The organism is Methanosarcina sp. DH1 (assembly GCF_020804205.1).
Lineage (GTDB): Archaea > Halobacteriota > Methanosarcinia > Methanosarcinales > Methanosarcinaceae > Methanosarcina > Methanosarcina vacuolata.
Map to the genome: position 1 here is coordinate 39,017 of NZ_WJBJ01000005.1, position 21,567 is coordinate 60,583.

The following is a 21,567-nucleotide window of genomic DNA, read 5'->3' on the forward strand; positions in this document are numbered from 1 at the left end:
AGTTCGACGTCATGAGTAACAATAATAATCGTCTTACCTTCTCTTTGGTGAAGCCCATCCAGAAAATCCAGAATATAATCACCAGTCTTGCTGTCCAGGTTTCCTGTAGGCTCATCTGCCAGGATTATAGGCGGGTTTACAGCCAGGGAACGGGCTATTGCAACTCTCTGCCTCTGTCCGCCTGAAAGCTGGGAAGGAAGGTTTCCTTTCTTATTTGAGAGTCCGACAATGTCAAGCAGATATGAGGCTTTTTCTCGGGCTATATTTCTATCCTCTTCCTGAAATTCCATAGGTAAAAGCACGTTTTCTTCAGTATTGAGGGTTGGAAGAAGATTGAAACTCTGGAATATGAAGCCAATCATTTTTCCTCGGATAATGGCGAGTTCGGATTCATCAAGTTCTGAGATATCTTTAGAATTCAGGCAAACTGTGCCTTTTGATGGCATGTCCAGACAGCCCAGCAGATTCATCATCGTACTTTTTCCACTTCCACTGGGACCAAGAATGATCAGAAATTCACCTTCGTAAATTTCAAGATTTATTCCTTTAAGGGCTGCAAACTCAACCTCCCCCATCTGATAAATTTTCCACACATTGATTAGTTTGATAAGAGGCTCATCTTTGTTTTGAGAGATCTTTCCCGCATTGGAATTATTAACATCACTGTTTCCGGAATTAACGTATGGATTGTATTTTAAATCCCCAACTGAGCCATTCTCATCGGCACCATTCTCGGATTCTTCATAGAAACTTGCCTTTCTTTCTAGCGAATCAACAAGTTTTGAGACATTCAGTTTTGATTTGAAAGAATCTATTATTTCAGTAAGCGTCATACATATCCCCTAAAAAGTTAGTTGCCTCTGAACTGAATTTTTTCAAAGAACCTGAATTGGATTTTCTTTTTTTATAATATACGTTATCCCATAAATTATTTTATGATGATCTGAAGACCCTTTCTTATAACCATAACTGAAGACTCTTTTTGTGACCGGACATGAAGACTTTTGTGACCAGGCATGAAGACTTTTTTGATCTAAACAAAAACTCTTTTGTGAACTGTTATAGATTAGGGCTTACGCAGTTGAACTGAAAAATCAACCGCAGCAAACCGCTAACTGTTTAAAACGGGACCTTAATCCACAGTCTTTGCTGTAATTGATTCTGTTTCTCAAGTGCGTAAGTCCTAGTGAACTGTTATAGATTAGACATTTTATCTGTAATTTCTGATCCTGATGCTGTTTTTGAAAACTCTTTATTTTTCTTGAATATTTTATAGACCCTGAGAAGCAGGAACCCGGAAAGCAGAAATGCCAGAAAGTCCGCTGCCGGGAAAGCTGCCCAGACTCCATTCAGTTGATAGAACCGGGGAAGGAGGGTAACAAGAGGAATCAGAAAGAGAAGCTGCCGACTAATGGAAAGAAGGAACGCAGGTTTTGCTTTTCCCAGGGCCTGGAACAGGATTGATGTGATCACATTCATGCCTACCAGAGGCATCCCCAGAAGCATGATAGTCATAGCTTTTTTTCCGATCTCCAGATATTGCGGGTCTGCACTGAATAAGCCGAGAATTTGTTCTTTTAAGAGTAAAATGATCAGCAGGCCAAAAATTCCAATAGCCGTTGTCGCTGCGAGCGATAATTTCACAGCTTCGGCTATCCTTTCATATTTTTTTGCTCCGTAATTAAACCCGACAACCGGTTGCAGGCCAAAGCCCATACCCAGAAGAGACATGAAAATGAAGGAGTTAACCTTTATTATTACACCAAAAACGGCAATTGCGCTATCTCCTCCATAAGTTGCAAGTGCATTGAACACAAAGATCATCATGACACTGTTCGAGCACTGCATTACAAAAGAACCAATACCAATAGCCCCAATTTCCTTATCAATTTCCAAATCGGGTTTCAAGGTTTCTGATCTGAAATGAACAGCCCCTTTTCCTTTGAGGTAGTACAGCAGAAGCCAGATCGAAGCTACCGCCTGTGATATTACAGTTGCAATTGCAGCTCCTTTTACACCCATTCCAAAACCAAGCATAAAAAGCGGGTCAAGGAAGATATTGAGGCCGCCTCCTACAAGCATAGCATTCATTGCAAGGCGGGCGTTTCCTTCAGACCGGACAATATTCTGAACAGCCACTCCAAAGACAAAGACAGTTCCTCCCAGTATTATATATTTAAGATATTCTCTGGCATATGGCATGACACCAGCAGTTGCTCCAAAAACCTTCAAGATCGGATCAAGATAATAAATACCTGGGATAGCTATAAGCACACTTAATATTAAACTCAGGGAAAAAACATTTCCAAGTACTCTTTCGGCTTTTTCATTTTCTCGGGCTCCAAGGGCACGTGAAATTATGGAAGAACCTCCTGTCCCAAGCACAATTCCAAAAGCCATCACCATCATCTGGATAGGAAAGGCTATCGAAAGTCCGCCTATGGCCTGGACGTCATCTGCTCCATAGGCCATTCCCACGAAAAAGGTGTCCACTACGTTATAAATAGCCTGGACCAGCATTCCAATGACAATCGGGGCTGAGAGCTTAAACAGGAGCTTCTTTATGTTATCTTTGCCGAGAAACTCACTTTTTTCATCCATATTTTTTTATCTCCACCGTTTTTCACCTCAATCATCTGACCTGTCAGATGGAGGCTCGAATCCAGGCTCAAAAAGTTTAATAGCAGCTTTATGAATGAGCAGCCTGAAGATTTCTTTTTCTTCAAAGGTAAAATCCGAAAAGAGAATCTCTGTAAAAGTCATCAACTTTTTAAAAATGATATCTCTCATTTCTTTTCCTTTTTCAGTCAGGTAAACCCTGTAAGCTCGAAGGTCACTTTCGTCTCTTTCCCTGTAAACGTAACCTTCTTTTTCCAGATTCTGGACTGCTCTGGCACTTGTTGCTTTGCTAACTTTCAGTTCCTTTGCAAGAGTTTCCTGGGATACTCCATCTTTGTGATACAAAAACAGTAAAAACTCAAACTGTCCGCTTCCGACCCTGTAAGCTTCGAGTTCCTTTACCATGTAAGCCAGATGGCTCCGGTATATGTAGGCAATAGGGCCTAATATTTCTCTTGGGTCTGTTTCTCTTAAGTTTCTGTCTCCTGGATTTTCCATAATTTTATCCTTCACATTTTATGAGCTGGATGTCTGTTTTTTAAATACACCATTGTGAAAATCGTTACAAATGAAACTGATCCGACCTCTATAGGCTTGTGAGGTATATAATAGTTCCGAGTGAAACTAAAATTAGATGCAAAATAACTGGTGTTAGTATATATACTCAGAGGGGAAGTAACTTTTATCCCAAGAATAAATATTTATTTACAGGTTTTCTATAGCAAATGAATTTCTTTAAGGTGAAAAAATGGGAAGTAAAGACCTGATACAGGATCATCAGCAGATAGAAAAGATTCTCTCAAAGGCAAAGTTCCTTCGTCTCGCCCTCTCGGACTCAGACAAACCTTACATTATCCCAATGGCTTTTGGATACAAAGATAACAAAATTTATCTTCACTGTTCCAGCAAAGGCAAGAAGATCGATATCCTTAACAGAAACCCCAGAGTCGCTTTCGAAGCCGATGCTGAAGCTGAAATCATCACCAGTGAAGACATCTGCAAATATAATGTCCGTTACAGGAGTGTTGTAGGGAACGGACAGGCACGGTTTGTTGAAGATTATGATGAAAAAGTAGAGGGGCTTACTGTCCTGTCTGAACATTACGGGAAAAAAGGGCCTTTTGAGTTTGAAGAATGGAAAGTTAACAGGCTGTGCATAATTAAGATTGAGATTGAGGGAATGACAGGGAAACAGCATGGATTTTAACTGAAACAGCAAGATTTCTGTAAAAATCAATCGGTTCTTCAATTTCTGCTTCTCATTTTCTGCTTCTTTTTTTTCTGATTTGAAATTTTTTAATATTTATATGAGCAAGTTAATACATTTATGATATTTTTAAACCAGATGATACGCAAAAGCACTTAAAACCAGCCTGATTAAAGAAAAAACAATTGAAATCATTGAAAAGGCCACAAGATATACATTTAGAGCCAGTATCTCTGCAAAAAGGCCGGAAAAGTCAGCATTGAAAACGAGAGCAACCAGATTTATCAGCAAAATGAAAAAGAGTATGGTTACAAAACCCCTGCCTGCTCCTTTAAGGTCTTCTTTGCTCAGGGCCATATGTGAAGAGATTGCGATTGCCAGGGCAAAATAAATCCAGAAGTTGAGAGAAAACAGGTTTTCTAACGAGAATATGCTTTGAAAGAGACCTGCGGTAAGGGCAAAGATTTTTGTCAAAATATACTGGTCCGGCTGGGCGGGCTCAAGAGTCAGATAATCGGCAACCCTTGTAAAAGAATCCGGCAGCAGCAGTTTCATGCCGATGATAAGAGCTACGGTCCCGCTGAAGATCGGGCCCATGCCTATGAAAAAGTTTCCTATATTCTGGTAGAGGCTTTTCGGGTTCCAGCTGTGGTTGACGTATCCAAGGGTTCCGTCCTTTTCCTTGTGGGAAAACAGCTTGAGTTTAGTTATTTTATGCCTGAATACATAGCACATCAGCAGGTGGCCAAGTTCGTGAATCGGAGTGCCTATCCAGGCTGTAACCAGAATTCCTTTCCTGCCAAAAGCTCTCTGGACGTAAAAGTTAGCCCGGTTCTCAAGAAGGCCGAGTATCATCCCGACAAGAATCAAAGAGCCTGTGACATAGAAGGTGTCAAACAGGCTTACCCGAAAAACAGTAAGAAATGTATTTTCCATTTTGGACTCCTTTTTATAACTTCAGGAGAAGTTTTGGCTTTGAATTGACCCGAGATTGAATTTCACAGTTAGCTTACAGGTCAGCTTAAAGGTCAGCTTAAAGGTCAGCTTAAAGGTCAGCTTAAAGGTCTAGCTTACAGGTCAGCTTATAAGTTAGCTTATAGGTCAGCTTACAGGTTAGCCTATAGGTTAGCTTTTTATAATAAAGTGGCTGAAGAAAATATAAACTTCGCGCCTGTCACATACAAAATAAAAAAAGCTGAAAGAAGTTTGAAAAAGTGAAATACCTTCTCTTTCAGGAACAGTCAATGGCTACATCCAATAATCCTTTTCATAAAATTTCAAGATCTTCCTGGCCTGCAAGATCAAACCAGACAGGGGTTTTGTCTTCAGGGTCGCAGTTATAGTTTATTGTTATTTCTTCATCTTCCTGAATATCACTTATACAAACATATTTTAAAAGGCTGTTATCGAAGTCTTTGTAATACCTTGCATTCGGGTTGTATGAGTGATTATAAAGGGAACCATAGCCCAGCGCGATAGCTGCATCTCTTGAGTCAGGACCCCAGGCGAAATAATAATTATAGAGCTGGGTAAGCTCAAGTGAGTCTATCTCTTCAGCAGGTAAAACTATGACAGGACAGGTTTCTATTACCTCTCCTTTTTTAAAATTCCGCTGTGCAAACACACCTCTACCTTTTCCAGGTGAGTCTTTAACACTTATCGATAACATATGACCGTATCCCATAAAATTTAAAAATTACTGGCAAACTGTATTATTATGTCTAGAAAGATGTAATTTATAGGTTTCCCTTCAAAATTCTTAAAAATATAGGAACAGAGTCCTTTTTGGTTTTCGAGAATAGAGAGCATAAATCATTTTGTCTCAATCCAGGCATGAGTCCAGGTCTATCCTCTGGATTACCTGGTGAGCTTTCCTCCAAGTCCTGACCTTGAAAACAAAAAAATCGAAATATGAATTAAAACAGTTCTTAGCGGACCTTTGCTTTTAATGAACGACCTTTTTTCTGGTTCGGTCCCAGCTCCAGGGCTCATCAAGGATATTGACATTAACCTTTTCTACCCCTTCCGCACTCAGGACCTTTCGCCGGATCTGTTCCTTAAAGTACTCGATCATAGGGCAGGCGCTTGTTGTCAATACAAGGTTTACGTCTACATTTGGTCCGTCGACTATTATTTCCTTTACCAGTCCCATTTTGACAATATCCATCCCCACCCCAGGGTCGACCACGTCTTTTAGCAGGGAATAAATTTGCTCATCCTTAAGCGCTGCTCCTTGTGGAGTTTTTCCATGTCCGGAAACTAACTCTTCATGTGCCTGGAACTTGTCTTCTAGCCTGCTCAGCCGGTCAAGTATCTGGCTTATTACAATAAGTCCTGGATCAGGCAGCTTATCATGGTCAAGTTGACCTGCAGAAACCGAAGGATGTGTTTCTGCAATCCTTGCAGGGACTCCCACAACAGTAGCTCCGGCTGGAACTGGCCGGATCACAACCGAGCCGGCGCCTATTTTAGCGCCCCTTCCAACAGTAATTGGGCCAAGTACAGATGCTCCTGAACCAATAACCACGTCATTTTCAATAGTAGGATGACGCTTTACCTTTTCCAGAGCTGTCCCGCCTAACACAACTCCCATATATATCAAAACGTCATCACCTACCTCAGCCGTTTCTCCAATCACAACCCCGGACCCGTGATCTATGAAAACTCGCCTTCCAAGCTTTGCCCCGGGATGGATTTCAATACCTGTTAACATCCTGGAAATGTGAGAGAGCAGACGGGCCAGAAAATAAAAATGTCTCTCCCAGAAAAAATGAGATACCCGATGTATCCAGACAGCGTGCAGGCCCGGATAGCAGCAGATTACCTCAAGCGTAGACCTTGCTGCAGGGTCTTTCTTAAAAACAGTCCTGATATCTTCCCTGATTCCCATTCGAAATCTTCCGGTATTAATTGTCAAATCAATCGGTCGGCCAGCCTCAGACGAATCAGTCAAACTGTTGCTGATAAATCAGTCAAACTGTTGCTGATAAATCAGTCAAACTGTTGCTGATATATTGGTCAAAAGTTGCTGACAATCAGTCAAAGAGGTCAGTGCTCAGATAACGTTCTCCCGTATCCGGCAAGATAACAACAATCGTCTTCCCGTTCATTTCTTCCCTGGCTGCGACATGCAGTGCAGCATATGTAGCAGCGCCTGAAGATATGCCTGCAAGGATGCCCTCTTCCTTTGCCAGACGCCGGGACGTGGCAGCGGCGTTATCTCCGGTTACCTTGATCACTTCATCAACAAGATCAAGCCGGAGTACATCAGGAATAAAACCTGCACCAATTCCCTGGATTTTATGCGGGCCAGGGCTTCCCCCGCTGAGCACAGGAGATTCGGCAGGTTCGACTGCAATCGCCTTAAAAGCAGGTTTCCGTTTTTTTATTACGCTGGCAATGCCTGTGATAGTTCCGCCTGTTCCCACGCCTGCTACAACAACATCCGCTTTACCATCAGTATCTTTCCAGATTTCTTCAGCTGTTGTCCGTCTGTGAATTTCTGGATTTGCAGGGTTCTGGAATTGCTGGGCTATGAAGTAAAGTGAAGGATCGTCAGCAGCCATCTTTTCGGCTTTATTAACTGCTCCTGTCATTCCTTCCGTTCCGGGGGTTAGAACCAGCTCTGCTCCCAGGGCTTTCAGCAGTTTTCTTCTTTCTACTGTCATTGTTTCAGGCATAACCAGTATGAGCTTATAGCCACGGGCAGCGCAGACGCAGGCGAGTCCGATACCGGTGTTGCCGCTGGTTGCTTCAATAACAGTGGTACCTTTTTTGATTTTCCCTTCAAGTTCGGCTTTTTCAATCATCGCCAGCCCTATTCTGTCCTTCACACTTCCCATAGGATTAAAGGATTCGACTTTAACTAAAACATCCGCATGTAGACCTTCTGTTATGCGGTTTAACCTGACAAGAGGAGTATTACCAATTGTCCAGGTTATGTCGGAATATATTTGCCCCATACTTTTCCCGTCTCCTGCAACTTACTTTTTTCAGGTTTCATGTATTTTAATTTGAGTAGATTATATTAATAAGAATATATTAATTAGATCATATTAACTCGGTTATATTGTAAGCTGCCAATCAAGTATGTTTGTACACTCAAACCTTTTCAGGCCTCATTACAGTTTATCGGATTATTTTTCAATCAGCCTGGATGGTATTTTGAGTGGTCAGCCCTGCTGCAATATACAGCAAGATACGTCAACATACAGACAATTCATAGTAAATTCACAATTGTGAAATTAATTTTATGTTTAATATAGTTATCGAGAAGTCCCCATACTTAAAAACCGTATTTAAGAACAAAAAAGAATCCGGCAGCCGAATGTAAAAAATAGTCAAGAACTGGAAAGAAATTAAGAAACTGAATAAATTAAGAAACTGAATAAATTAAGAAACTGAAAAAACAGTAGAAGGACTAAAAACAATAATAGAGCTCTGAAAGCAGTAAATATATTGATAAAATCCTGCTTTATGCTTCAGATTTTTCATTATCTCCCGATTTGTCTTCTGTTTTATAAATGGCTTGCTCTTCCTTGACACATCCACTATTGCACTTATTTTCAATTCCTCTGGCACTTACACAGATCTCACAGATTCTTGCCACAAAATCGCTGACTTTGTTATCGATAAGGTCCTGAGCGAGTTTTTCGATCAATTCTTTCGTCTCACCCTGAAACTCAATCCTGTAGCCTCTTTTTCCCGAAATGTACTGGGAAACTGCCGACGGGGCAATCCCCAGCAACTTTGCCGACGCTGCCTGTGACTGTCCTTTTTTTACAAGTTCGATTGCAAGACTGGCCCTTATTGCAGGGACCAGATCCCACACAATCTTCTGACACGGAGTTTCCATAATTACCATCACTTATTGAGATTTTACACTTAAGAGAGAATATATTCTATGTACATATATATTATTTTCAGTAACAAAAATAATAATAAGACCCTCTGCCTGTCCTTGAAGAAGTAAAACTTACAAAAAAAATGGCTTGACTTATAACAATTTACAAAATTTCCAAAAAAATTCCGGGATTTCTCCTGCATGTATCTCTAAGTTTTTCTGTAAGATTTTACAATAAAACTTAGACCGTCACTCTTGTTATAAATATTTACAGTTGGGAAGGTGCGGGTGTGACCATTGAAAACAAGACCATTTACACGGACAACTCTACTACAACACCAGTAAGAAGAGAAGTTGTCGAAGAGATGATTCACTACCTGACCGAGAATTTAGGAAACCCTTATTCTATCTGTCAAAACGAGATTGAGCAAAATGAGATTGAGCAAAATAAGATTTAAGTGAGACTATCTGTCAAAACGAGATTGGAAAAGCAGTTAATCATTGAAGAAATAAAAAAGCTTAAAGCCAAAAGGAAAACAGTTCGGCGGCCGTAAAAGCCGAGTCAGGTATCTGCTGCACATCGGCAAACTCGACAAATGTGGTAACTTCAATTGGAAACCGAGAGATGATATTTATTCCGGACAAAAATCTGGAAACCTTTGTACCCTTTATAGAACTTATGCCATTGAAATACCGAAAACCTCATATTATTAAAAATCTTATTCTATTTTTGTGATTCTCTAAAAACGTACGGAGTTATGGACATAAACCCATCTAAGTGTTAATGGCATTGACTACATTAATATTCTCATTGCGGCTTCTAACGTTTTTAGCTGCACTGAATATATAAAAAAGAAAAATGGCATTTCCTTACAAGGTTAAAAAGTAACCCTTTGATAAGAGCCCTGACAACGAAGGAAATGTACCACTTGAAACAGTAGATATTCCACCAAAAGGACGTGTGGTTCACCTCAAAGCATATGGATTCGTAAAAGTGTTTCGGATGGTTCCAAAAAACGGAGACAAGAAACACTGGGTTACAGCTGTGCAGGAGATGGATGAATCAAAACGTGAAAACCTGGCAAAAGAAGTCATGGGAAATTGAGGAATATCATAGGGGGATAAAGCAGTTTTGTGGTGTGGAAAAATGCCAGGCATGAAAGGAAGAGTCACAAAGCGCACATATAATGTTCTCATTAAGAGCTTTCCTCATACTGGAATTACAAAGAATCAAAAGTGGAATCTTCTGGTTTGAAAATACTATGAAAATTAGAAGAGTGGCAGTGACAGCATATTTAAAGAATCGTTTATACATTGTAAATTAAAAAATATAGTTAAAAATTGAGAAAAATGATATGCTAGGAGCCAACTGCGTAACTTTTATGAAATTAGGGAGAACTGATTATGAAACTGAAACTGCTAAGTATTCTTTTTGTTGCTATGCTCACAATTCCATTGGCTTCGGCTACGGGAAATTATGTAACTCCCACAAAAGAGCAAGTCACCCAGACAATGTTCGATTACAACCTCAGCAACCAAAATAATTCCTACCAACTAGCCTGCGAAATCGGTCAATATGTTTCAGAAGAATATAGTTGGAACTGTGATATCAGAGAACTTAATTTCACAAAACATGCTCCTATTTATATCAATGTCTTCTATCCAGCAGCCAATAATAAAAAAGGATATGAGGCATATTATGGCTGGTTCGGACCCCAAAGGAAGGAAGTAATAGCCTTTAATAACAAGAATAAAACCATGTCGTATAGAGACTGGGGATCTACCAGGAAGTTTGACTGTGGAATTACAGGGGTTACCAGTTATAACATTGTGAAAAGTTACTTTGGGAACACATCTGAACAGACAACCGACCCTGTACCGCCAGATTCGGAAAGTACGCAGCCTGTCGAAAAGAATGACTCAGGAGCACAAAACATTGTAAATGGATCTGCCAATACTGTGAATAATCAAGGTATTATCGGCACTATAGAACAGTACTGGTTTGATTTTAAGAATGCAAATTTGTCGAATATAACTTTTAATTTTTTTGGGGGTAATTAAAGCCCCTTTCCTTTTTTGGTGAAAATATTTTGAAATTGGCTTCGAGATTGATTTTCTGGCTTTGTAAAAAATAGCTGCTGCAATTTTATTTAGTTTGTATTGTCTATTGAAATTACTATAATTATTCAATGGGAAAACAAGGACTAAAAAATTCAAATATGTGTCATGTCCTGATCAAAATTGTAAATTTTAGTATATCACTGGAAAAGGAAACATCATTGGCAGCGGTACGTATCAAATCAAGAACAAGAGAGTTAGTAAATATATCTGTCCTGAATGTGGTAGAGTGTTCAATGATCGAACAGGTACTTTATTTGATAATTTTTGTAAAAGTGAATTCATTAATTACTAAGGGTAAATGGACATTTAACAGAATTGTTAAATTATAGGTCCTTTAAAATATCAACTAATTAATATGGAAGTACCAATTTTCATCAAAAGAAAGTTTTGGAACTGAGTCCTCAAGGAGGTATAAAAAATTAAAAAGAATTCACAAATTGTAATTACAATTAGCCGCCAGCTAGGGAGTGGGGGAGCGTACATCGGGCAGGAACTCGCTAAAAAATTGGATATTTATTATTTGGATCGCGAAATCATTAGACTGGCTGCTAAAAAACTTTCAGTATTAGAAGATGAATTGGAATCCCTTGATGAAAGAAAACTGTCTTTTTGGGAATCGTTTTTACAATCAGGCGGATATATTAGTTCTTCTGTGTATATACCGCCGCCTATTTTTACTCCAACAGATCGGGAGCTTTTTAAAACTGAAGCAGAAATCATGAAAAACGTCGTTAATGAACGTTCAGCGGTAATTATAGGAAGATGTGGCTCTCATATATTACATACCTACCCTAACCATACCAGCATATTTTTACATGCGGGCATTGATTTCCGTAAAAAGCGTATTGAAAAGTTATACAATGTCTCGCAAGAAGAGGCCAGTAAAATGATTACTAAAAGCGATCGCGAAAGATCTCGTTATCACCATATGCTTACAGGAAAGGAATGGACTGATGCAAGGCAGTATAATCTTTCAATAGATACAAGTAAAATAGGAGTAGATAATGGTATACAGCTTATTTTGCAATACCTTGAATTAGTGTAACAGACTATATCAGTCCTAATTATACCAATCCTGGAAGATACAAATCCTGTTTTTTGTGTCTCAAAAGTATGGGCAAAAGCTTCTTCCGGGGCTTTTCCTTCCGAAGTGTAATAGAGAAAGAAACTTTTTCCTAAAGTATAAAACTCTAACTTCTAAAAAGATTATGTTACTCTTTAATATGGGCACTTATGCCTATCCGAAAAGTGTTGTGACCTACTGCAACTTTCCACTCGCAATATGCAAACTTGGAACTTGTACCCTGAGATTATAGGCCACTATGACTTTTCAACATTCGTTACTTACTTTTCGAATAGGCTCTTAACAGCTCGGTTTTGTATACTCTTCTTTTAAGGGACCTATTTTAAGCTTATTATAGCTATTTTCTCAACTTTCATAATGTAAAAGAACTAAATAAACTAAATTGAATTTTGAGCTTCTCTTAAAGCCTATGATATTGTTATATGTTGGCTCTCCGGACATTTATAAAGTATGTTCTTTTATATGTGAGGGTTACCCAGCACGGTCAAAGGCGCCAGACTTAAGATCTGGCTTCGAAGTAATTTGTGGGTTCGAATCCCACCCCTCGCATCAAACTTTTGGGTTATAAATATAAGGAAAAAAAGCAACGCTGTTTTGCACGTTCCATGCACAGCCTTTTTTTAGAAAGTTGCCTTAACATAAAAATTCTTCTTATAATATCTATTTAATAATAGTCCCCTTTTAACTTCTTCATTCAGAGAAGGCTTGCAATTCCTTCCTTTCATTAATCCCTTAATTTACAGTTATCCCCACTAAAAGTACAGCTAAAGAACAGTACTTTTGGACAGAACTCCTCGTATATCTGTGTAAATTCTCCATATAGTCTCCATATAGTATGCTTTCTTCGCCAGTTTGAATACATCTTCTATGATTGACCTTACAGATCTGAGTTCTTTCCATTTGCTTATTAACTCTTTAAACTTTGCAATTATCTCTTTGTAGAATTTTATTTCTTTTTTGGTATTTCTTCTTGAATCAAATATTTTCAGAGGATATCTAAGCATATTGAAAAGTTTCTTAAAATTACAGTTTTTCCTTGGAAAAATTAAAGGTACTACCTTAAACTCTCTTACAGATATAACGTAGTTTTCATAGGAGTAGTATCCTCTATCAGCATAGATAACGTCTCCTGCTTTTATTATTCTCTTTCGTTTAAGTTCTTTGAGTATTTCCTGATAAATTTTAGGTTCTGACACATTTGCTTCATTAATCAGAAACGCTAAAGGTTTCAATGTTTGAGATTCAAGTGCAAGAGTCAATTTCATACCAATGAAGAAACCTCTATGTGTTGAGTGACCCCACTTGTATTCTTTTTTTTCCAGACTTTCTTTGGTAATCTTTTTAGCGTGCCAGTTCAGGTTAAGGTTTATGTCAGTACTGTCAATAATAATGCCTCTTGACCCACTTTATCTCTTAGGGCATAAATCATTCAAGAGTTCAAAAACAAAAGCAGTAAACTCTTGTGGCTCATACTTACTAAGAATGCCATAAACTTCATTTTCAGTTGGTACTAAACTGATTTTTAAAAAGTTTCTCAAGCTTTCTCTTTCTTTCAATTCCTTTATGGCAGACGAGATTTCACAAGAAAAAAACATGCTTAGAAGAACAATTTTTATAGTAGGTACTGATTTGTGGAGGGGCACAATGCCCCTCCTTGTAAGAGTTTGCTTACAGAATCTCAAATCAAAAACATTTAATATTTCGGACAACAATTTCCATTTGAAATCTTCATTTAGTGGTATAAGTGGAGGTTTCGTAATAATCACCAGAGAAGGATTAAAAATCCTTCTCAATAAAATTTACGATTTTTTATGATCTTAATTAAAATTCAGACGAAAAATTGAATGTACTTTTTTGAGGGAAACTACTAATAACCTTAATTAATGGAACAAAAAAGTAATAACCTCTAGTTTGATAGTGAGTTTAAGAGGACCCTATTATACAAGTATTCTCTCAAATCCTCATCCATGCAACAAAATGTATCATCAAATAAGTTGCATTCAAACTCTGCTTTATTTTTAACTGTGAATTTTATTACTTTTTCGTTTATTAAAGTCTCTACGTCTTTATATTCCTGAGATTCTTTAGACATATTTGAAAATCCTTGGAGAAAACCAGTATATACACATAGTTTCTCCCAGAAAAAGGCACACGATTTGAGTTTATTTTGACAAGTCGGACTGTCTTCAAAAAAAACGCTAGATCCATTATTGTTGTTCATATAGCACCCCTATTATATTACATTGTAAACGCGAAAGGTCACAGATGTTCCTTACCTTTAAGTCGAATAAGTTAACCTCGCCTCTTTTTTAATTTATATTGTTCACTCTAAATTCCCATAGTTATGGAAGCCTTAAAGATTTATAAGTCAACATCTTAAAAATAAATTCTCTACATCTCATGTTTCAACACAGATGTATACAAGATTTAGAGCTGTTACACGATAGTTATGCAACTTATTTGGCAAGTAAACTTCGACTGGTGACAATGATCTGGAAAATCAAGTCATTCAATTGAAACCATGCAGAGTTTGTTCTGTGATGACTCATTTAAGAAACTAATTTAAACTTTTGACTTATAACCTTTCCATGAGAGAAAAACTCTAATTAAACATTTTAGCATTGATTTGAGGAATTTTTCATGCCCTGTGAAAAGTGTGGGACTACGTTATTAGTTGGAAGAAAACATGATAATGCAGCATTATGGTGCCCAATATGTGAGGGAATTAAACTTATTGAGAAAAATGAGTTGATAAAAGAAAATGGAAGAGAACTTAAACATATTGTAGACAACAGAACAAAAATTATTAGCAAAAATAGTAAGAAGTCTGTAATTGGGAGCTTATGTGCAACTTTAGAATCAGTTTCAATGTCAGGAACCATATTCTCTAAAGAGACCAGTTTTCTGATAATATGTTCACTCAGTTATGGCATAAAAAGAATAATGAATATGAAATCCGAGGACTTTGGTTATGATCGAATAACCGTTCAAGAGACTGAAAAAATAATCTATCTCCTCATTGAAGAGTTTGAAGCTATGCATATATGTCAGTCATTAATACACGATGATTATTTAGTGGGGATAAGTATACCAAGTAACAAAGTAAAAGAATATGCAGTAATAACTGAAGAAGAAAGCAGTCTGCCGGAAGACAATGAAGATGTGATAACGCTTTTAAAATTTACAGAAGACTGGAACTTTAATAGGCTTGTAGCTTCAAGGTATGGAATTCATTCAAAAATTAGCATCTTGAACGATTTTTCAAGCTCCGTTCCACCTATCGGTGATCCAGAAAATAGACTTAGAGAATTTCAATTTCTTAGTCAAATTTATTATGGATTCCAGTTTTCAGCTGGTAGCTCAAAGTTACTGGGTGATTTAAAAAATAACACAGACCTAATGGAAATAATACACACATTGCATACTCATTTCTTTGGACTATTCATTCCACATCTTGATTTTGGAAATGTTACTGGAGAATTGATCCCAATAGATAAAAAAACTTTTTTGGATACTCTATCAAATTTTACGAATTTACCAGAAGAAACTTATAAAAGACTTCTAAATTTGGAAATACCCGTTGTAAATGAAATAGAAGAGCATTGTTTTATACTCCCACATACGTTAAAAGTATACAGTTACTTATTATGTTACGAGGAGTATTCTGAAGAAATAAATGAATACAGAAGTCTAAATGGAGCCCCTTTCGAATATCTAGTTTATAACTGCCTTAAATTATATGGTTATGAAGTGACAAATCCTATAACAAACGACCCCCTCTTAAACTTTAATATATTTGATGAAGAAGATTTAGAAAACGGAAAACCAAGAAGCTTTGAGATCGATGTTGCCGGAACTAAAGAAGAAATTTCCATAATTGTAGAATGCAAACATTGGGAAATTGGATCAAATTTTTTCAAAAGAAAGTCAATAGAGAAAAGAAAAAGAGAGCTACTAGAGTATTTAAAGAAATTTCAACACAAAATTGATCTTATTAGAAGAGACAATAAATATGAATTCATGACTCAAAATAAAGAGCTATATGCTTACATGATAACACTTAATCCGGAACCAATTGAAAAGTACAAAGATATCAGGGTAATCTCTTTTGAAAAATTCGAACCGCCTTTAAATCAGTTTAAAGACGAAAACAAGAATTTATACTTGAAACATCCAGTGTTTTCTAGAAGAAATATAGGCCACAATAGAGAGTTTTATGGAATTGACTGGACAAAAACTATTTATAATCCATATGGATTGGAATTTATCCGTTTTCCACCTGAAAATGAATTCAAATCAAGTATTTTTGTTGGAGATGGTATAGTCGAATCTATTAATGAAAAAGAAATGCAGATTATCAATGTAAATGGAATTCCCGTAATAATAGACTTAATTCCAGAAGATATACCTTACTTGAAATCAAAAAAAATAAAAAGTAAATCAAAAGTTAGATATCAAATATATACCCAGCATCCTCTTTTTTCAATATACAGATTGAGATTTATAAAGAACATGTGAATTTTTCATAGTCAGATAAGTAAGTTACTGATAATACTTATGAAAAAAATATTTAACTTTATTTGTATCGCTAAATACTTTAAATTAGCTAATGAATTAACAGGGCAGAGTCCTGCATTTATGATGTCCTTAAAAAGAATATGAGAGTTAAAAGTCTACCACACTTAAAGAAGCAAATTTTAAATATTAGGGCACTTACTTAAAAAAGTAATTAGTTCGTGAGTTCGCTATTACTTAAATTTCACACCAGCCCCCTGAAGATAATCCTGGAGGTCGCGGTAGAAACTGTAAATATTGCAATTGATATCGGGAGCATGCAAGCGAGGTCATATTTCAACTGCGTCCGGTCTCCTCCATATTCCACCGAACCTGCAAAACGGGTGAGGATAGCACTGATCAGGACAATATAAACCCCTATTGCAAGCAGGAAATGGTCAGGAGGAATTGACTGAGAAAAAGCTGCCTGCCCGATTTCAACAGGCATTCCTGACATATCAGCAGGAATTCGGTTTACCCTTTCGGCTACCTGGCTAAGGATTTTTGTAATAACCTCAGACAGGGCAAGGGTGATTCCTGCAATAAGTGGGGCAAAAATCACAGCAGTGGAGCGCATGGTTGAGGTAACGTCGTAAAGGGAGCGTCGGATTCGTTCCTCGACTGTCCCGAGCTCTTTAAGATGGTCTGCGAGCTTTATAATCGAGGCGCCTGCAGCTTCATGGTTTTTGTGGACACTTTCCGTAAAAAGGAGCATTGTGTTCCGGATTCTTTCTGAATATACGTGCCTGAATGCTCCGAAATCTTCATCAAAAATTGCGGCTTTGAGGTTTGTCCGCATACTGAGCAGGTTCATTGAAATTTCCTGAAAAGCTTCCCCGATTTTTGAGCCTTCCATAGTCCTGGCAGTATGGGCAAAAGCTTCTTCCGGGGCTTTTCCTTCCGAAATTCTCCTTCCGAGCACAAAAAGGGAATCTGAAAATTCCTGTTCCATCTTTTTTATCCGGTCTCTTATTTTCTTATAAGGGACAGCCGAGAAATAGAGGTAAACCGAAATCCCGACGGTTCCGCCCAGAATTAGCGGGAGTGTAGGTGAAAAATATCCTTCAAGGGGCGCAGTTGCTACTATTCCTCCCGGATTTCCTAACCTCAGCAGGAGATATCCTAAAGGCGCTATAAGGCAGAATACCAGAACTGAAAGCGTAAAAGCAAAGCGTTTCTTTTGCTTGATATCTACAAGGTCAGGGTGGGAGTCCGGAATTTGCCTGAGAGTAAAAGCAACCGGCCTCTGCATAAGAATATATTCGGAGTATAGGGCAGCAAGAGCCGGAAAAATCAGGTCGTAGAGAAAGATAAGGTCCATTATTTCAGGTTTCATCCCTACAACTGTAACCGCAGGCAGGAGAGCTACAAGGGCAAGCGGGATCAGGATGAAAATCGAGTAGAGAATATAACTTGGAGTCTTCAGCTTTGCTGCAAAGGCGTCCATGAGGCTTTCCGTGCCTTCCAGGCTTATGTCCAGGGCACGGTTCAGGGTTATAACCCTCTGAGCTTCGTCAGGCTCGGCAGTTGAACTTTTTATAAGGTGAAGGGAACGCTTGAAGTATTCACTATTCCTTCCCCACAGGTCGGCAAAAGAAAGGAGAGCGTCATCCATGCTGCTGTAAATCCTGAGGTTCAGGTCCCAGGCCAATTTTCTCAGGTCCTTTGCAAGCGGCCTCTCGGAATTCCTGGCTGCAAAAAGCACGGCGTGTTCCAGGTTAGGGACAAGTTTCATAGACATGACTATATAACTCAGGATCTCAGGAATGTCTCCAAGAGACGAGATTTTCATAAACCCTGCCCTGAGCTTCACATACTCGCTAAGGTAAAAGAGTGCGAGCAGGGGAATGATAAAAGTAAGAATCCCCATTATAGTAAGCACTCTGACATCAAAACTTCTTGACAGAATCAAGAAAAGGTCTACCATTGCTAGCAGGATTAAAGTTGCAAAGGTTCCCACATAAGAAAAGAGCACAGTTTCGAAGGCTTCAAGGTCATAACCAGTAAATCTGAGGGCATCTCTGTACTCCCGGCTTACGCTCTTTTCACAGCGCCTTCGGAAGGCTGAAGGATCAGGGACAACCCATATCCATTGCCTTGCTGTGATTTTACAGGCTTGCACATACCAGTTGCTCTCTTCTTCCATATTTCTCCCTCTGACAACTTTTCTCTCTAACAACTTCTCTCTGATAATTATTTTCCTGTACCCTGACCTTTTCTGGCAAAATTCTCAAACCAGATCTCCCACTGCCTGTAAAGCATATCCAGATCATCCCTGCAATCGGACTCCAGATTATCTGCAAGATTGTTTGTATTGTTATTTAGAGAGTTATTCACAGAATAATTTACAAGATTATCTGCAGAATTGTCTGCAGAATTACTTGCAAAATTTACCACGGGATTATTTACATGATTACTTGCGTATTCATTCCCGAACGGCCTACTTTTCGTCATACAGTTTGAAAGCAGCCAGAACATGTTGTTTGCCTGGCTAACGGCTTCGGCTTCCAGCAGGAAAGGTTTCTTTAGTCCTTCAACTGCGATTTTTTCTTTTATCCTCGCCCGAAGCTCGATACTTTTTAAGGCCCTGTCTATGGAAATCCCCCATTTCCTGGCAATCTTTTCTATAAGTTCGGACTGTCCCTGCTCAAGAGCTTTTCCTGCAAGCAAGCAGTCTTGGGAGGCATCATACTTCATTATATCCGTAAAGATATCCGAAGGCTCGGGATTCTCGATAACAGCACTGGTGGTTTCTGCAATACGGCTCACTCGCTTTAGCTTTTTCATGCTGCCCTCAAGCCTTATGCCTGAGCAGATAATTACGGCATCCGTTGCTTTAAAAGAGGACGGAGGAACCCCAAGTGTGTGCACGATTCTCTCGTATACGTTTTCTGTGGAAGAGCCGTGAATGGTCCCGATTACCGAGTTTCCTGCCTTTCCGACCTGCATGGCTTCATATAACACTTTTACTTCCTCCCCCCGGACTTCCCCAAGCACCAGGGCGGAATTTCCAAGGCGCAGAGCTGCTCGAAGTGCTGTTTCAGGGCTCATCTCGGCACCTGATTTCAAAACAGAGGACTGCGAACTCATTCCCTGAACCTTCCAGCCCAGGACCTGAAGCTTCTCGATAGGGAGCTCATGGGTATCTTCGATTGTAAGAATCCTGTACTTCTGCGGAATCTCAAGCAGCATAGCAGACAGCAGGGAGGTTTTTCCGGCTCCTACTTCTCCTGCGACCAGGACTGAAGCCTGTCCATCCATAAGGAAACTTAAAAGACCGGCTGCATATGGAGAAACCGAACCTGTATTGATCAGTTTAGGCAGGGTCCAGGGTGAAAGGGAATGCTTTCGGAAGGCGTAGGCAAGCCCGCTTGCACTGAGTGGATCTCCGATTACCGAAACTCTTACCCCGAAATCCTCAAGGTTAAGCTCCAGTACAGGAATAGCTTCTCCAAATGGCCTGCCGCTGATGATCCTGAACCTGGAGACCAGGGAATCGAGGTCGTCCTGAGAAAGAAAAACATTACTTACACATTCCTCTCCCTCCAGCACAACGTGGACAGGATTTTTGTCGGCAGGAGCATTGATATACACGTCTGTAATCCTGGCATCAGAAAGAAGGTCTTCCACTATCCCTAGCCCGTTCGTATACCTTGCAAGCAGGTCGGCATAGCTTTCCAGTTCATCAGGACTGCAGACTTTCCCGCTTGCTAGCAGCTCTTCTTCCAGAAGCTTTTTTGCCATGCGCCGGAAATATTCCCTTGCTACGACCGGATCTGTAAAGGCAAGGTCTTTTGGCCTGTGCCGGATCATTCGCATTCGGACTTTTTCAAGTAGCCTGAGGTCTTCCTCCCTGAGATTATACTCCGGAGGCCTGATCATGTAAAGTTTTTCCGGCCTGTCAATGTAACGATAAATCGAAACTTCAAGTCGCCTGCCTTCCCTGCCGTCTATATCGTAACACTCAAGAAATTCAGTATTTTCAGGCGCGTCTGCATAGACTCTTGAGCTGGAAAAAGGGGGTCGAACATGGGGCTTAATGCTGCTTTCGTAGTCGAAAAGCTCGTCCACAGCGCATTTATTTTTCTCCATTTTTTCCTTCAGGATTGCCCGTGCCAGAAACGGAAAATGTCTGGAGATTTCTGCCAGGGTTACTTCTCCCGACGTGTCCTTTATAAGGTTCCCTTCCATTTTTTCGATTGTTTTTTCAATCGTCTTCCCAATTCCTTTTTCGGAATTTTCTACCGTCCCTCTAATTTCGGATTTTTTAATAACAGGAACTTCAGGAAAGCCGGATAGTTTTTCTTCAATTTCATAAAGCATATGATAAAAACGCTCGGAGCAAGCTTTGCAAATCGGAAGGGTTTCCGAATCCCTCACTGGAATTTTTTCTGAAATATTATTAAGGGTTCTTCCTGAAGCTTTTCCTGTAAATTTTCCTGTAACTTTCCTTGTATCCCTGTTTGAAGTTTTATTCAGCATTTTTCCCTGAATAAATCGCTTCAATTCCAGCCTGGCTTTTAAGGGATCGCTCTCTACGGTTTTAGCAAAAGAAGCAATTATCTCTTTTCGTTCCAGCTCGCAGGCTTTCTTTTCGGACAAAGTACAGTCTCCAGGTACTTTTTCCGCGCTTTCATACGCTGTTACGATCTCCTCGAAACCTGCAAGAGTATAAAGTAAAAACAGTGCTTCTCCTTCGTAGTCTCGCTCATATAGCCTTGAGAGTACCAGACAGTCAGCTTTAACCTCTTTTTGCAGGATGTTGAGAATATTTTTTCTGCAGTGTATATCGTTAAGGGAAGACCCCGAATCACATTCCCTGCAATTGATAATGATGGTTTTCCGGTTTTTAGTCTGCTTTATCCGGTAAGAACAGGTTTCTTCGTCCTTTTTATCCGGTACAGAAAGACTGCCATAATTAAGGGCATTGACAGCATCCTGAAGTTTTGCCTTTATATTCAAATCAAACCCCCGTTTCCCTATCAACCTCTTAATTTATCTTCAAGTGTATTAAGTTTTTTCGACAGATCGGAAAATAGGGCTATTAATTTGTTGGCGAAGTTGTACTCGAGTAGAGATTATGATTTGGGAAGACTATGATTTGGAGAAACTATGATTTGGGTTTTCATTCCCAATAAA

15 protein-coding genes, 1 tRNA gene and 2 pseudogenes are annotated in these 21,567 nt (G+C 39.1%); 7 read left to right on the plus strand and 11 right to left on the minus strand.

Going from position 1 to position 21,567, the window contains the following annotated elements; translation table 11 throughout:
• The 3 genes from FXW07_RS02010 to FXW07_RS02020 all read right to left on the minus strand — a co-directional run.
• A partial coding sequence (locus FXW07_RS02010; RefSeq protein ID WP_229393528.1) for an ABC transporter ATP-binding protein occupies positions 1–833 on the minus strand: 833 nt, incomplete at its 3' end.
• A gap of 361 nt (positions 834–1,194) precedes the next feature.
• The gene (locus FXW07_RS02015) at positions 1,195–2,601 is read right to left on the minus strand and encodes an MATE family efflux transporter (protein ID WP_229393529.1); all 1,407 of its coding nucleotides are present in this window, start codon (positions 2,599–2,601) and stop codon (positions 1,195–1,197) included.
• Between the two features lie 27 nt (positions 2,602–2,628).
• Positions 2,629–3,117 carry a MarR family transcriptional regulator gene (locus FXW07_RS02020; protein ID WP_229393530.1) on the minus strand — a complete coding sequence of 163 codons (489 nt, stop codon included), beginning with the start codon at positions 3,115–3,117 and terminating at the stop codon, positions 2,629–2,631.
• A 250-nt stretch (positions 3,118–3,367) separates the two neighbouring features.
• Between FXW07_RS02020 and FXW07_RS02025 the strand changes: the two genes are divergently transcribed.
• Positions 3,368–3,826 (plus strand): pyridoxamine 5'-phosphate oxidase family protein, encoded by a 459-nt coding sequence (locus FXW07_RS02025; protein WP_229393531.1) that lies wholly within the window; start codon positions 3,368–3,370, stop codon positions 3,824–3,826.
• Between the two features lie 129 nt (positions 3,827–3,955).
• On the opposite strand, the gene FXW07_RS02030 is transcribed toward FXW07_RS02025, so the two are convergent.
• The 5 genes from FXW07_RS02030 to FXW07_RS02050 form a co-directional block, all read right to left on the minus strand.
• Positions 3,956–4,762 (minus strand): hypothetical protein, encoded by an 807-nt coding sequence (locus FXW07_RS02030; RefSeq protein WP_229393532.1) that lies wholly within the window; start codon positions 4,760–4,762, stop codon positions 3,956–3,958.
• Positions 4,763–5,093: 331 nt separating this feature from the next.
• Positions 5,094–5,495 carry an SET domain-containing protein gene (locus tag FXW07_RS02035; protein ID WP_229393533.1) on the minus strand — a complete coding sequence of 134 codons (402 nt, stop codon included), beginning with the start codon at positions 5,493–5,495 and terminating at the stop codon, positions 5,094–5,096.
• Between the two features lie 276 nt (positions 5,496–5,771).
• Entirely contained in the window at positions 5,772–6,716 is a 945-nt protein-coding gene (cysE, locus tag FXW07_RS02040; protein WP_229393534.1) for a serine O-acetyltransferase, read from the minus strand.
• Between the two features lie 145 nt (positions 6,717–6,861).
• The gene (gene cysK / locus FXW07_RS02045; protein ID WP_229393535.1) at positions 6,862–7,788 is read right to left on the minus strand and encodes a cysteine synthase A; all 927 of its coding nucleotides are present in this window, start codon (positions 7,786–7,788) and stop codon (positions 6,862–6,864) included.
• 512 nt (positions 7,789–8,300) lie between these two features.
• On the minus strand, positions 8,301–8,681 hold the full coding sequence (locus FXW07_RS02050) for a transcriptional regulator (RefSeq protein WP_229393536.1): 381 nt from the start codon (positions 8,679–8,681) through the stop codon (positions 8,301–8,303).
• Between the two features lie 278 nt (positions 8,682–8,959).
• Here FXW07_RS02050 and FXW07_RS02055 point away from each other — a divergent pair, with 278 nt between their 5' ends.
• The 5 genes and pseudogenes from FXW07_RS02055 (at position 8,960) to FXW07_RS02075 (ending at position 12,423) form a co-directional block, all read left to right on the plus strand.
• On the plus strand, positions 8,960–9,127 hold the full coding sequence (locus FXW07_RS02055; RefSeq protein WP_229393537.1) for a hypothetical protein: 168 nt from the start codon (positions 8,960–8,962) through the stop codon (positions 9,125–9,127).
• 77 nt (positions 9,128–9,204) lie between these two features.
• Positions 9,205–9,333: pseudogene (gene nadA / locus FXW07_RS02060) on the plus strand (quinolinate synthase NadA); the annotation flags it as partial.
• Between the two features lie 740 nt (positions 9,334–10,073).
• Complete coding sequence (locus tag FXW07_RS02065) at positions 10,074–10,730, plus strand: hypothetical protein (RefSeq protein ID WP_229393538.1); 657 nt, start codon at positions 10,074–10,076, stop codon at positions 10,728–10,730.
• 508 nt (positions 10,731–11,238) lie between these two features.
• Positions 11,239–11,835: a cytidylate kinase-like family protein gene (locus FXW07_RS02070; RefSeq protein ID WP_346655618.1), complete on the plus strand. Its 597-nt coding sequence runs from the start codon at positions 11,239–11,241 to the stop codon at positions 11,833–11,835.
• Positions 11,836–12,338: 503 nt separating this feature from the next.
• Positions 12,339–12,423, plus strand: a tRNA-Leu gene (locus FXW07_RS02075).
• Between the two features lie 183 nt (positions 12,424–12,606).
• On the opposite strand, the pseudogene FXW07_RS02080 reads toward FXW07_RS02075, so the two are convergent.
• Positions 12,607–13,640 (minus strand): annotated as a pseudogene (locus FXW07_RS02080) (transposase).
• A gap of 874 nt (positions 13,641–14,514) precedes the next feature.
• On the opposite strand from FXW07_RS02080, the gene FXW07_RS02085 reads away from it, so the two are divergent.
• Positions 14,515–16,392: a hypothetical protein gene (locus FXW07_RS02085; protein ID WP_229393539.1), complete on the plus strand. Its 1,878-nt coding sequence runs from the start codon at positions 14,515–14,517 to the stop codon at positions 16,390–16,392.
• A 241-nt stretch (positions 16,393–16,633) separates the two neighbouring features.
• Here FXW07_RS02085 and FXW07_RS02090 read toward each other — a convergent pair whose 3' ends face one another.
• Together FXW07_RS02090 and FXW07_RS02095 are read right to left on the minus strand one after the other, a co-directional pair.
• Entirely contained in the window at positions 16,634–18,574 is a 1,941-nt protein-coding gene (locus FXW07_RS02090) for a hypothetical protein (protein WP_229393540.1), read from the minus strand.
• Positions 18,575–18,621: 47 nt separating this feature from the next.
• Entirely contained in the window at positions 18,622–21,390 is a 2,769-nt protein-coding gene (locus tag FXW07_RS02095) for a type II/IV secretion system ATPase subunit (RefSeq protein WP_229393541.1), read from the minus strand.
• Positions 21,391–21,567 lie beyond the last annotated feature (177 nt).